The organism is Sphingomonas sp. MA1305 (assembly GCF_016107325.1).
Lineage (GTDB): Bacteria > Pseudomonadota > Alphaproteobacteria > Sphingomonadales > Sphingomonadaceae > Sphingomonas.
The window spans coordinates 1,032,162-1,044,618 of sequence record NZ_RCVT01000001.1 but is presented as its reverse complement, the minus strand read 5'-3'; the positions used below and the strand labels follow the sequence as shown (position 1 = coordinate 1,044,618).

Genomic DNA, 12,457 nt, shown 5'->3' with positions numbered 1-12,457 from the left:
GGAGCCCTGGCACCGAAGACGGAACCTATCGCCCGATGGCCTTCCCCCGCTTGTTCAAATTCATGTCGCACGACATGGCGATCGACCTCGGCACCGCGAACACCGTGGTCTATGTCCGCGGTCGCGGCATCGTCCTCAACGAACCGTCCGTGGTGGCGGTCGAGACGATCAACGGCATCAAGAAGGTGAAGGCGGTCGGCGACGACGCCAAGCTGATGATGGGCAAGACCCCGGGCAATATCGAGGCGATCCGGCCGCTGCGCGACGGCGTCATCGCCGACATCGACGTCGCCGAAGAGATGATCAAGGCGTTCATCCGCAAGGTCCACGGGCCCCGCAAGTTTGCGCGTTGGCCGGAAATCGTGATCTGCGTGCCATCGGGTTCGACCAAGGTCGAGCGTCGTGCGATCCGCGACGCGGCGTCGAACGCCGGCGCCAGCCAGGTCTATCTGATCGAAGAGCCGATGGCCGCGGCGATCGGCGCCGACATGCCGGTCACCGAGCCGATCGGTTCGATGGTGGTCGATATCGGCGGCGGCACGACGGAGGTCGCGGTGCTGTCGCTGCGCGGTCTCGCCTACACCACCAGCGTGCGGGTCGGCGGCGACAAGATGGACGAGGCGATCGTCAGTTACATCCGCCGCAACCACAATCTGCTGATCGGCGAAGCGACCGCCGAGCGGATCAAGCAGGAGGTCGGCATCGCCCGCCCGCCGGCCGACGGCATCGGCACCACGATCCACATCAAGGGTCGCGATCTGGTCAACGGCGTGCCGAAGGAAATCCAGATCAACCAGGGCCAGATCGCCGAGGCGCTCAGCGAGCCGGTCGCGACGATCGTCGAGGGCGTCCGCGTCGCGCTGGAAAACACCGCGCCGGAACTCGCGGCAGACATCGTCGACCAGGGCATCGTGCTGACCGGTGGCGGCGCGCTGCTGCAGGGGCTGGACGAGGTGCTGCGCGACGAGACCGGCCTGCCGGTCACCGTCGCCGAGGACCCGTTGACCTGCGTCGCGCTCGGCACCGGTCGTGCGCTCGAGGATCCGATGTTCCGGGGCGTGCTCCAGAACGGTTAACCGCCAACGGGGGGAGCGGCGCATGGCGCCTGCCCGCGACCGTCGCACGGGGTTTTCGCGGCGGCGGCAATATTCGGCCTTTCTCGGCTACGTGCTCGCCGTCGCGGGCACGCTAGTCGGCATCGTGCTGCTCGTCGTGTCGAGCTTCAACCCGCCCGCCTTCGCCGCCTTGCGGATGACCGCGGCCAGCGTCGTCGCGCCGGTCGCCAGCGTTCTCGACAGCGCGACGCGCGCGGTGGCCAGCGTGCCGGCTGCAATCGGTACCTGGATCGACGTCCATGGCGAGAATGCCGCGCTGAAGGCGGAGGTGGTGCGCGACCGCGCGTTGCTCACCCGCGCCCGCATCCTCGCCTATGACAACCGGCGTCTGCGCGCGTTGCTGGCGATCCGCGATCGTTCGCCGGCGCCGGTGATCACCGCGCGCCTCGTCGCCTCGTCGGCGACGAGCGGGCGACGCTTCGCCTTGCTCAATGCCGGCCGGTTGCAGGATGTCCGACCGGGCATGCCGGTGCGCGGGCCACTCGGACTGGTCGGCCGGGTGCTGGAAAGCGGCCCGATTGCCGCCCGCGTCCTGCTGATCACCGATCCGGAAAGCCTGGTGCCCGTCCGCCGCACGCGCGACGGCCTGCCCGCGATCGCGGCCGGCCGTGGCGACGGCCGTGTCGACATCCGTTCCGTCAATGCCACGAACGTCCGGTTCAGGCCGGGCGAGCTGTTCGTGACCACCGGCACCGGCGGCATCTATCCGCCCGGCATCCCGGTCGCCGTCATCCCCGCCACGGGGATCGACAATGTCGTCGCCATCCCCGTCGCCGCGCCGGATGCCGTCGATTTCGCTCTGGTCGAACAGCCGTTCATGCCCATGCCGCCGCCGCGCCGCGCCGTCGCGCCGCCGCCCACTGCGCCCCCCCTGCCGGCGAGTTCGCCGGCGCCATGAACACGATCGACCACCAGCCGTTCCGCGCGCCGCTTCCCCCCGGTCGCGCGCGCGCGGTGCCGTGGATCAGCGTGCTTGCCGCCTCGCTGGTCGGCGCCGTGCTGCCGGTGGTCGCCAGCCTCGCGCTGCTGCCGCCGCTCGGGCTGATCATGCTCCTGACCTGGCGGTTGCTCGCCCGCTTCGCCCTGCGCCCCTGGGCGGCGGCGCCGCTCGGCTTCGTCGACGATCTGGTCAGCGGCCAGCCGCTCGGCTCGGCCGTGCTGCTCTGGTCCGCCTGCTTCCTGGCGATCGACCTGATCGAGCAGCGGCTGGTGTTTCGCGACTTCTGGCAGGATTGGCTGATCGCCAGCGGCGCCCTCGCCTTCTGCCTGATCGCCGGGCGCTGGATCGCGCTGCCGTTCGGTGCCCGCGTGGATACCGTGCTAGTGGCGCAGATCGTGATCGCCGTGCTGCTCTTTCCCCTGTCCGCCCGCCTCGTCGCGTGGATCGACCGCAAGCGGGGTGTCGCCGCGTGAAGCGATCGAACCGCATCGTGACCGAGGCCATGCAGACCTACAGCTTCTCGCGTCGCGCCTGGCTGCTCGGCACGGCGCAGCTCGGCGTCGGCGCGCTGCTCGCCGGTCGCATGGGCTGGCTGGCGATCGCGCAGAACGAGAAATACAATGCGATGGCGGAGAGCAATCGCGTCAGCCTGACCAAGATCCCGCCGCGCCGCGGCTGGATCATCGACCGGCACGGCGCGCCGATCGCCAACAACCGCACCGACTTCCGCGTCGACATCATCCCCGACCGGCTCGAGGATCCCGACCGCACGCTCGGCCTCCTCGCCCGCATCCTGCAGCTGCCCCCCGAAGAGGTCGAGCGGATCAAGCTCGACCTGAAGGGTGCGGCGGGCTTTCAGCCGGTACAGGTGGCGGAGAATATCGACTGGGAGCGCTTCGCCGCGGTGTCGCTGCGCCAGCCGGAGCTGCCGGGCGTCGAGCCGACCCGCGGCTTCGCCCGCCATTATCCCGGCGGCGCGGCGGTCGCGCATCTGACCGGCTATGTCGGCACGCCCACCGCCGAGCAATATAAGGCGACGCACGACCCCCTGCTCGTCACACCGGGCTTCAAGATCGGCAAGGACGGGCTCGAGAAGATGCTCGAGAGCCAGCTGCGCGGCGTCGCCGGCGCCAAGCGGCTGGAGGTCACCGCGCGCGGCAAGCTGGTCGCCGAACTCGCCACGCGGCCCGACGTGCCCGGCAAGACGCAGCGGCTGACCATCGACGCGGCGCTGCAGGATTATGCGGCGCGCCGGCTCGGCACCAATTCCGGGTCCGCCGTGGTGATGGACTGCAACACGGGCGAGATCCTCGCGATGGTCTCGGTACCGGCCTATGACCCGAACAGCTTCTCCAACGGCATCAGCCATCTCGAATGGCAGATGCTGTCGGAGAACGACCATGTTCCGCTGATGAACAAGGTGACGCAGGGCCTGTACCCGCCGGGATCGACGGTGAAGCCGATGAACGGGCTGGCCCTGCTGCATTCGGGGGTCAAGGCGACCGATCGCGTGGTCTGCACCGGCGCGATGCGGGTCGGCACCGGCATCTTCCACTGCCACAAGAAGGGCGGCCATGGCGCGCTCGACCTCAAGGGGGCGATCGAGCAGAGTTGCGACATCTATTTCTACGAGATGATCCGGCGCCAGGGCTATGACGCGATCGCACCGGTCGCCCGAACGATGGGGCTGGGCCAGAAATTCGACCTGCCGCTCGCCACCCAGCGCTACGGCACCGTCCCCGATTCGGCGTGGAAGCTGCGCAAATACAAGAACCGCTGGACTGTCGCCGACGGCCTCAACGCTTCGATCGGCCAGGGCTATGTGCTCGCCAATCCCTTGCAGCTGGCGGTGATGGCGTCGCGGCTCGCCTCCGGCCGGATGATCCAGCCCAGTCTGCTCGCCGACCATGTGCATCGCGATGCCGCGCCGTTGCCCTTCCCGGCCGAGGATCTCGCGGTCGTGCGCAATGCGATGTTCGGCGTGGTCAACAGCGGCGGCACCGGCGGCGCGGCGCGGATGTACGTTCCCGGCGTGGCGCTGGCGGCGAAGACCGGCACGGCACAGGTCCGCCGCATCACCATGGCGGAACGGCGGGCGGGCGTGCTGAAGAACGGGCAATTGCCGTTCAAGCTGCGCGACCACGCGCTGCTGATCGCCTTTGCGCCGGCCGACAATCCCAAATATGCGCTCGGCATCGCGCTCGAGCATAACGGCCATACCGTCCGCAACCTCGACGCGCCGCTGATCGGCCGCGACATCATGACTTATCTGTTCGACAAGCAGCGTGCGATGACCAGCCTGGCCGAGATGGAGCCCAGCTGGGGTGGCGACATCGCGACGCGGATGACCGCGGAAGCGGCGGCCTATCGCGCCGCCCATACCCCCGCCCCCGCCGTCCAGGCGACCAAGACGGACGCGGTCGTGCCGAGCGATTCGGCCGCGGTCGAGGCGGCGACCGACCTCGCCAACCAGACCCAGGCCGCGCTAGTCAACGAAAGCGCCGGCGATACCGTCGCGGAAAGCGGCTCGACCGAACGGAGCGACGATCAGTGAGCCGCGCCGGCATCGTTCCCGATCCGATCGCCCGCCTGCCGTGGAAGGTGATCCTGCTGGTCGTCGCGATCGGCACCTTCGGCCAGGTCGTGCTCTATTCCGCGGCGGGCGGCTCGCTGCGGCCCTGGGCCCTGTCGCAGGGCCTGCGCTTCTACGTCTTCGTCGCCGGTGCGATCGCTCTGTCCTACGTGCCGGAACGGGTCTGGCGATCGGGCGCCCTGCCTGCCTATGGCGGCCTCGTCGTGCTGCTCGTCTTCGTCGAGCTGCTCGGTGCGGTGCGGGGCGGCAGCCAGCGCTGGCTCGACCTCGGCTTCATCCGCCTGCAACCGTCCGAGCTGATGAAGCCGGCGATCGTGCTCGCCTGCGCACGCTTCTACGACATGCTGCCCGCCAACGAAACGCGGCGGTTCAGCGCGATCTGGCCCGCGGCGCTGCTGATCGGCCTGCCCGCCGCGCTGATCATGAAACAGCCCGACCTTGGCACCGCGCTGATGGTCTGCGCCGGCGGCGCGACGATCATGTTCCTTGCCGGTGTGCCGCTGCGGCTGTTCGTCGGCGGTGCGATGGCGGTGGCGGTGGCGGCGCCGCTCGCGGTCAATTTCCTGCTCCACGGCTATCAACGTAATCGCGTGCTGATCTTCCTCGATCCCGAAAGCGATCCGCTCGGCACCGGCTACCATATCAGCCAATCCAAGATCGCGATCGGCTCCGGCGGCCTGTGGGGCAAGGGCTTCCTGCAGGGTACGCAGAGCCATCTCGACTATCTGCCGGAGGGACAGACGGACTTCGTCTTCGCGACGATGGCGGAGGAATGGGGGCTGATCGGCGGCTGCCTGCTGATCCTCGCCTTCCTGCTCGTCATCCGCTGGGGCGTCAACGTCGGCCAGAATGCCGGCACCCGCTTCTCGCGGCTGACCGCTGCCGGCCTGGCGACGACGATCTTCTTCTACGTGGCGATCAACCTGGCGATGGTGATGGGGCTGGCGCCCGTCGTCGGCATCCCGCTGCCGCTGGTCAGCTTCGGTAGTTCGGCGCAAATGACGGTGCTGCTGTGCCTAGGCATCATGATGTCGATCGACCGGGAAAATCGGCGCCGCGTGCGCTGGTAGGCAAAAAAGGGGGTTGCATCGCGCCGACACGATGGTAATTGCGCGCCTCCCGACGCGGTCGGCGCTTCACCAAGGCGCCGCGCATCACCGGTCACGGACGCATAGCTCAGTTGGTAGAGCAGCTGACTCTTAATCAGCGGGTCCTTGGTTCGAGCCCAAGTGCGTCCACCAGTTTCTCCGACGGCCTCGCAGCGATGCGAGGCCGTTGTGCATTGGGCCTTCCCGCATCGCCAGGCGTTGGGGCAAGGCGGCAACAGCGACGGAAAGGTCGATATGGCAGGATACAAGACACCCGATTTCTCGCAGCGCGCGTCCGCGTCGCGTGACGCCAAGGCCGCGGCGCTCGATAAATTGCGCAACAAAGCTGCCCCCGATCCGGAAGCGGTCGCCGCACGTGCCGCAGCCCGCGCCGCCAAGGAGGCCGCGGAGGCGGAGCGTCGCGCGGCGCACAAGGCCGCGATCGAGCAGAAGAAGGTGGCCAAGGAAGAGGCACGCGCCCGCGCCGCCGCCGCGGCAGCCGCCGCCGCCGAAGCCGCCGCCGCCGCCAAGCGGCCGCCGGTGGTGCCGACCGCGGCCGAGCTGAAGGCGGCGCGTGACGCGCGCTATGCCGCTCGCAAGGCGCGCCAGGGCAAGTGACCCCGCGCGAGCTGCTGGGCGTGGCCGATGTGCCCGGCGGCGAGCCATTGCGCCTGTTCCGGCGCGACGGCGACTTCATGATCGTGCTCGACCGCAACGAATTGATGAGCACGCGGATGAGCGGGTCCGAGGTCGCGCTCGGCACGATGACCTGCGACCGGCTCGCCGGCCGCCCTTCGCCCCATCTGCTCATCGGCGGCTATGGCATGGGCTTCACCCTGCGCGCGGTGCTCTGTCGGCTCGGGCCGCAGGCGCGGGTGACGGTCGCCGAGCTCGTCCCGGGCATCATCGAATGGGCGCGCGGGCCGATGGCGGCGCTGACCGACGGCTGCCTCGACGATCCGCGCGTGACGTTGGCGATCGGCGACGTCGGCGATGCGATCCGCGCGGCGCCCCGCGGCTATGACGCGATCCTGCTCGACGTCGACAACGGACCCGACGGCCTGACCCGCGCCGCCAACGACGGTCTGTATTCCGCGCGTGGGCTCGACGAGGCCCGCAACGCGCTGCGCCCGGGCGGCGTGCTGGCGATCTGGTCGGCCGGCCCCGACCCCGCCTTCGCCAAGCGGCTGGCCCGCGCCGGTTTTACCGTCGACGAAGTCCGCGTCCGTGCCCGCGACGACGGCAAGGGCGGCGGCAAAGGCGCCACCCATGTCATCTGGTTCGCCGTCCCGCGGTGAACGACCCTCTGGACTAGCGCGCCGCCCTGACGCATGGGGGCGACGTCGCCGGGTTAGCTCAGCTGGTAGAGCAGCGGTTTTGTAAACCGAAGGTCGCGGGTTCGATCCCTGCACTCGGCACCAGTTTCTGACGGAAGGCCCTGCCCTGGTGATCGTCGCACGTATCGGTTTCTGGGCGGCGCTCGCATTCGCGCTGACGATGGCGTTCCTGCCCCATCCCCCATCGATCCCGACCGGCGACAAGGTGCAGCATATGGCGGCGTTCGGCACGCTCACCATCCTCGCCGTCGCGGGCCATCCCCACGCCGAATTGTTGCGCATCGGCGAGCGGCTGTCCTTTGTCGGGGCGCTGATCGAGGTCGTGCAGGCGATCCCCGCCCTACACCGCGACTGCGACATTCGCGACTGGCTGGCCGACACGGTGGTGATCGCCGGCGTGTTGATCGTCGTCCATGTCTGGCGCCGGCGGAATCGCGCCGCCTGATCGACTGCAACCGCGCGCGCCTGCGGAGCGTTGCGCAGGTGCAATGGTTTCCCCGCCCCCGCTCAAGGTCGCCAGCTACAATATCCACAAGGGGATCGGTCTCGACCGTCGCCGCAATCCCGAACGGGTGCTGGAGGTGCTGCGCGAGATCGATGCAGACATCATCGCCTTGCAGGAGGCGGACCGCCGGTTCGGCACGCGCGAATCGGTGCTGCCGACCCATCTGATCGATGAGCATAGCGACTGGAAGCCGGTGCCGTTCGGCATGCGCGCGCTGTCGATGGGGTGGCACGGCAACGTCATCCTCGTCCGCAAGGACGCGCAGATCGTCGATCAGGAGCCGATCCACCTCCCCGCCCTGGAGCCGCGCGGCGCGGTCATGGCCGATGTGCGGACCCAGGCGGGCATGGTCCGCGTCGTCGGCATGCATCTCGATCTGTCGGGCCTGTGGCGGCGACGGCAGGCGGCGGCGATCATGACTCATGTCGACGCGTCGACACGTCGCTATCCGACGGTCCTGATGGGCGACCTCAACGAATGGACGAGTGCGTCGGGCTGTCTGCGCGACTTCTGCCGGGATTATCAGATGGCGCCGACCGGCCCCAGCTTCCATTCCCGCCGCCCGGTCGGCCGGCTCGACCGGATCATGGTGTCGCGGGAATGGACGGTGGCCGCATGCGGCGTGCATGCCAGCGCCGCGGCGCGCAAGACGTCCGACCATTTGCCCATCTGGGCGACGCTGACCGCCGCATGACGCGCCGCGGCCCGGATCGCCGCTGATGCGGGAGAAGGAACTGCGGCTCGCGCTCGTCTGCTACGGCGGGATCAGCTTGGCGGTCTACATGCATGGCATCACCAAGGAGGTGTGGCGCGTCGTCCGGGCCAGCCGCGCCTGCCACGACGGCACGCCGCCGGGCGACTGCAGCGAGGGCGTCTATGCCGGGCTGATCGCCGCGATCGAGGAGACCGCGGGCATGAAGCTGCGCGTTCTCGCCGACATCGTCGCCGGCGCGTCGGCGGGCGGCATCAACGGCATCTTCCTGGCGCAGGCGATCGCCACCGGGCAGAGCCTGGAGCCGCTGACCGACCTCTGGCTACGGTCGGCCGATGTCGAGGCGCTGATCGACCCCGCCGCCGCCCCGGCCTCGCGCTTTTCGAAGATGTGGGCGCTGCCACTGGCGTGGATGGCGGCGGGGCGCAGCGCCGACAAGGTGGCGGAGCTGGACGGGACGACCCGCGACGAGGTACGCGCCAAATTGTCGCATTTCGTCCGCTCGCGCTGGTTCGAACCGCCGTTCGGCGGCGCCATCTTCACCAATCTGCTGCTCGACGCCTTCGACGCCATGGCGGCGGGGCCAAGGGGTCCGCGGCTGTTGCCGGAAGGGCAGCCGCTCGACCTGTTCGTCACCGTTACCGACTTCAGCGGCCATCCCGAGCGGCTGTCGCTCAATTCGCCGCCCGAGGTGCTGGAGACAGAGCATCGGTTGGTGATCGGCTTCACCGACCACGGCGCCGCCGACCGCCCGCTCGCCGACGTGCCCGATCTCGCCTTCGCCGCGCGTGCCACGTCGAGCTTTCCCGGCGCCTTCCCGCCGTTCACCGTCGCCGAACTGGACCGCGTCCTCGCCGATCGCGGCGTCGACTGGCCCGGGCGCAGCGCCTTCCTGCGCCGCACCCTGCCCCGCCAGTTCGCCGTCAACCGGGCCGAGACCGCGGTGCTGATCGACGGTTCGGTGCTCGCCAATGCGCCGTTTCGGCCGGCGATCGACGCGCTCAAGGAACGGCCGGCGCGGCGCGAGGTCGACCGGCGCTTCGTCTACATCGACCCATCGCCAGGGATCAAAATCCGCCTCGGCGCGGCGGGCGGCGACCCCGGCTTCTTCCAGACGATCCTCGGCGCGCTGAGCGACCTGCCGCGGCAGCAGCCGATCCGCGACAATCTCGACGCGATCGCCGCGCGGTCGGCGCGGATCGATCGGATGCGCGGCATCGTCACCGCGCTGCGCCCCGCCGTCGAGGCGGAGATCGAGGCGCTGTTCGGCCACACCTTCTTCCTCGACAGTCCGACGCCGGCGCGGCTGGTCGCTTGGCGGCGGCGGGCGCAGGCTGCGGCGGCGACGCGGGCGGGCTACGGCTATGCCGCCTACGGCCATCTGAAGCTCACCGGCGTGGTGGAGACGATTACCGCCCTGCTCTATCAGGTGGGCGGCGAGCCGGGACAGCAGCGCTGGCGCCGCATCCGCGCCAGTATCGAGGCGGCGATCGCCGCGCGCGGCTTCGGCGGCGAACAGCCGGTGTTCATCGGCAAGGACAGCGCGGCGACGATCGACTTCCTGCGCACCTACGACATCGGCTTTCGCATCCGCCGCCTGCGCCTGATGGCGCGGCGGCTGACCGAGGTCGAGGCGGGCACCGAGCTGGAGCCGATGCGTGACGCCATCTACGATTCGCTCGCGCTCTACCTCGAGGCGCAGCGCGCCGACGATCATCCGCAGCTGCGCCAGATGGTGCGATCGCTCCGCGGCGACGCCGGCCCGCTCCTCGATGCACTAGCCGAGGCACTGGACCTCACGCGTCTGGATGCGGAAACCGATACCCGCCTTGCCACCGCGCTGGTCGCGCTCGACCGCACACCGCGCCGCGCGCTGCTGCTGACCTATCTCGGCTTCCCCTATTACGATACCGCGACGTTGCCGCTGTTGCAGGGCGAGGGGCTGGACGAATTCGACCCGATCAAGGTCGACCGCATCTCTCCCGACGATGCCACCGCGATCCGCGGCGGCGGCGCCGAGGCGACACTAAAGGGCATCCAATTCAACAGCTTCGGCGCCTTCTTCAGCCGCGCCTATCGCGAGAACGACTATCTGTGGGGCCGTCTGCACGGCGCGGAGCGGATGATCGACATCTGCGTCTCGACCCTGCCGCCGCAGGTCCGGATGCGCGCCGGCCGGGTCGCGGCGATCAAGCGCGACGTGTTCCGTGCCATTCTCGACGAGGAGGCGCCGCGTCTGACCGCCATCCCCGGACTGATCGCCAGCCTGCGCCGCGAGATAGGCTGACCCGGGCGGGTCGCTCCCGGACCGCCATCGACGGGCTGGCCTTCCGCCCCCCGCCCGGCTAGCGTCACCCCCGCCCCTGGGAGTCCCGCATGCAGTTCCTCAAGATCCTGTTCTGGTTCCTGCTCGCCTTCGTGGCGGCGCTGTTCACCTCGACCAACTGGAACAATGTGCAGATCAATCTGTGGAGTGGGCTGATCGCCGACGTGAACCTGCCGCTGCTGCTGCTTGTCACCTTCCTGCTCGGCTTCCTGCCGACCTATCTGTATCTCGGCACGGTCCGCTGGCGGTTGCGCCAGCGCGTCGCCGCGGCCGAACGGATGCTCGCCGACGCTCGCGCGCTGCCGCCGGTGCCGACCGCGGCCTTGCCGATCGCCGCGGCCGGGGAGCCGATCGCTGCCGATGAGGCGGCCGCGGTCGAAGGACGCCTGCTGTGAGCCCGGTCTACGTCGCGATCGACACGCCCGACCTCACCCGCGCCAAGGCGATCGCGACGCGCGTCCGCCACCATGTCGGCGGCATCAAGCTCGGGCTCGAATTCTTCTGTGCCCATGGCCAGCATGGCGTGCGAGAGATGGAGGCGCTCGGCCTGCCCGTCTTCCTCGACCTCAAGCTGCACGACATCCCCAATACCGTTGCCAAGGCGGTGCAGGCGCTTAGCCCGCTCGCCCCGGCGATCCTCACCGTCCATGCCGCCGGCGGCCGGGCGATGCTGGAGGACGCCAAGGCGGCGGCGCATCCGCAGACGAAGGTCGTCGCAGTCACCATGTTGACCAGCCTTGATGCCGACGATCTCGCCGCGACCGGTATTGGCGGCAGTCCGCATGATCAGGTGCTGCGCCTCACCGAGCTCGCCCATGACGCGGGCGTCGATGGCATCGTCTGCTCGGGGGCGGAGGTCGCGGCGGCGCGCAAGGCATGGCCGAAAGGCTTTTTCGTCGTGCCCGGCGTCCGGCTCGCCGATGGCGTCGTCGGCGACCAAAAGCGCGTCGTCACGCCGCGCGCCGCGCTCGACGCCGGCGCCTCGGTGATCGTCGTCGGCCGCCCGATCACCCAGGCGGAGGATCCCGACGCGGCCGCACGTGCGATCGGCGCAACGCTGTGAACGACGCGCCGCTCTGCAACGGCGGATGCCATTGCGGCGCGGTACGGTTCACCGTGCGCCTGACCGGCGGCCTGGCGGCAGCGCGGCGCTGCAACTGTTCCTATTGCCGGATGCGCGGCGCAGTGGCGCTGACCGCCAGGGTCGGCGACCTCGCCATCACCGCCGGTCACGATCACCTGACGACCTACCGCTTCAACACGGGCAAGGCGGAGCATCATTTCTGCTCCACCTGCGGCATCTATACGCATCACCGCCGCCGCTCGAACGGCGACGAATATGGCGTCAATGCCGCCTGCCTCGACGGCGTCAGCCCGTTCGATTTCCGCGAAATCCCCGTCAATGACGGCGTGCATCATCCGTCCGACGGCGGCGGGCATCGCGTCGCGGGAATCCTGCACTATCATCCGACGGAGTGATCATGGCGTCGATCCGCCCGTTCCTGCCAACGCGCGACTTCGCGCAATCGCGCGCTTTCTATGAAGCGATCGGCTTCACACCCGGCTATGTCGACACCGAGCTGGCGATCTACGACCATGATGGCGCCGGCTTCCTGCTGCAGAACTACTTCCAGCAGGAATGGGCGGGCAATACGATGGTGCAACTGATCGTCGCCGATCTCGATCATTGGTGGCGGCGGACCGACGGGCTTGCCGAGCAATTTGGCGTCCGCGCGCCGATCGCGCCCGAAATGAAGCCCTGGGGCCTACGGGTCGGCATGCTGTTCGATCCGGCCGGCGTGCTGTGGCACATCGTTGAGGAATCGCCAGCCGACGCTTGA

At 69.3% G+C, this 12,457-nt stretch carries 14 protein-coding genes and 2 tRNA genes; all 16 read left to right on the top strand.

From position 1 onward, the window contains the following. Positions 1-35 precede the first annotated feature (35 nt). Positions 36-1,076 (top strand): rod shape-determining protein, encoded by a 1,041-nt coding sequence (locus D9601_RS05310; RefSeq protein WP_198352824.1) that lies wholly within the window; start codon positions 36-38, stop codon positions 1,074-1,076. A gap of 22 nt (positions 1,077-1,098) precedes the next feature. Next, complete coding sequence (mreC, locus tag D9601_RS05305; RefSeq protein WP_198352823.1) at positions 1,099-2,013, top strand: rod shape-determining protein MreC; 915 nt, start codon at positions 1,099-1,101, stop codon at positions 2,011-2,013. Further along, positions 2,010-2,528 carry a rod shape-determining protein MreD gene (gene mreD / locus D9601_RS05300; RefSeq protein WP_198352822.1) on the top strand — a complete coding sequence of 173 codons (519 nt, stop codon included), beginning with the start codon at positions 2,010-2,012 and terminating at the stop codon, positions 2,526-2,528. The genes mreC and mreD overlap by 4 nt, the downstream gene beginning before the upstream one ends. A 29-nt stretch (positions 2,529-2,557) precedes the next feature. Then, complete coding sequence (gene mrdA, locus D9601_RS05295) at positions 2,558-4,609, top strand: penicillin-binding protein 2 (RefSeq protein WP_198353401.1); 2,052 nt, start codon at positions 2,558-2,560, stop codon at positions 4,607-4,609. Continuing rightward, positions 4,606-5,718: a rod shape-determining protein RodA gene (gene rodA, locus D9601_RS05290; RefSeq protein ID WP_198352821.1), complete on the top strand. Its 1,113-nt coding sequence runs from the start codon at positions 4,606-4,608 to the stop codon at positions 5,716-5,718. Before mrdA ends, rodA begins: the two co-directional genes overlap by 4 nt. A gap of 95 nt (positions 5,719-5,813) precedes the next feature. Beyond that, positions 5,814-5,889: transfer RNA gene (locus D9601_RS05285), tRNA-Lys, on the top strand. A gap of 102 nt (positions 5,890-5,991) precedes the next feature. Further along, the gene (locus D9601_RS05280; protein WP_198352820.1) at positions 5,992-6,354 is read left to right on the top strand and encodes a DUF6481 family protein; all 363 of its coding nucleotides are present in this window, start codon (positions 5,992-5,994) and stop codon (positions 6,352-6,354) included. After that, positions 6,351-7,034, top strand: a complete 684-nt coding sequence (locus D9601_RS05275; RefSeq protein WP_198352819.1) for a spermidine synthase — start codon at positions 6,351-6,353, stop codon at positions 7,032-7,034. The genes D9601_RS05280 and D9601_RS05275 overlap by 4 nt, the downstream gene beginning before the upstream one ends. A 47-nt stretch (positions 7,035-7,081) precedes the next feature. Next, a tRNA-Thr gene (locus tag D9601_RS05270) sits at positions 7,082-7,157 on the top strand. A gap of 25 nt (positions 7,158-7,182) precedes the next feature. Continuing rightward, complete coding sequence (locus D9601_RS05265; protein WP_332837899.1) at positions 7,183-7,518, top strand: hypothetical protein; 336 nt, start codon at positions 7,183-7,185, stop codon at positions 7,516-7,518. A 43-nt stretch (positions 7,519-7,561) separates the two neighbouring features. Next, on the top strand, positions 7,562-8,272 hold the full coding sequence (locus D9601_RS05260) for an endonuclease/exonuclease/phosphatase family protein (protein ID WP_198352818.1): 711 nt from the start codon (positions 7,562-7,564) through the stop codon (positions 8,270-8,272). Positions 8,273-8,297: 25 nt separating this feature from the next. Beyond that, positions 8,298-10,577 (top strand): patatin-like protein, encoded by a 2,280-nt coding sequence (locus tag D9601_RS05255; protein ID WP_198352817.1) that lies wholly within the window; start codon positions 8,298-8,300, stop codon positions 10,575-10,577. Between the two features lie 89 nt (positions 10,578-10,666). Further along, positions 10,667-11,011 (top strand): lipopolysaccharide assembly protein LapA domain-containing protein, encoded by a 345-nt coding sequence (locus D9601_RS05250; RefSeq protein WP_198352816.1) that lies wholly within the window; start codon positions 10,667-10,669, stop codon positions 11,009-11,011. Then, complete coding sequence (gene pyrF / locus D9601_RS05245) at positions 11,008-11,679, top strand: orotidine-5'-phosphate decarboxylase (protein WP_198352815.1); 672 nt, start codon at positions 11,008-11,010, stop codon at positions 11,677-11,679. Before D9601_RS05250 ends, pyrF begins: the two co-directional genes overlap by 4 nt. Then, a complete protein-coding gene (locus D9601_RS05240; RefSeq protein WP_198352814.1) occupies positions 11,676-12,095 on the top strand; it encodes a GFA family protein in 420 nt (139 codons plus the stop codon). The genes pyrF and D9601_RS05240 overlap by 4 nt, the downstream gene beginning before the upstream one ends. Positions 12,096-12,097: 2 nt before the next feature. After that, on the top strand, positions 12,098-12,457 hold the full coding sequence (locus D9601_RS05235; RefSeq protein WP_198352813.1) for a glyoxalase: 360 nt from the start codon (positions 12,098-12,100) through the stop codon (positions 12,455-12,457).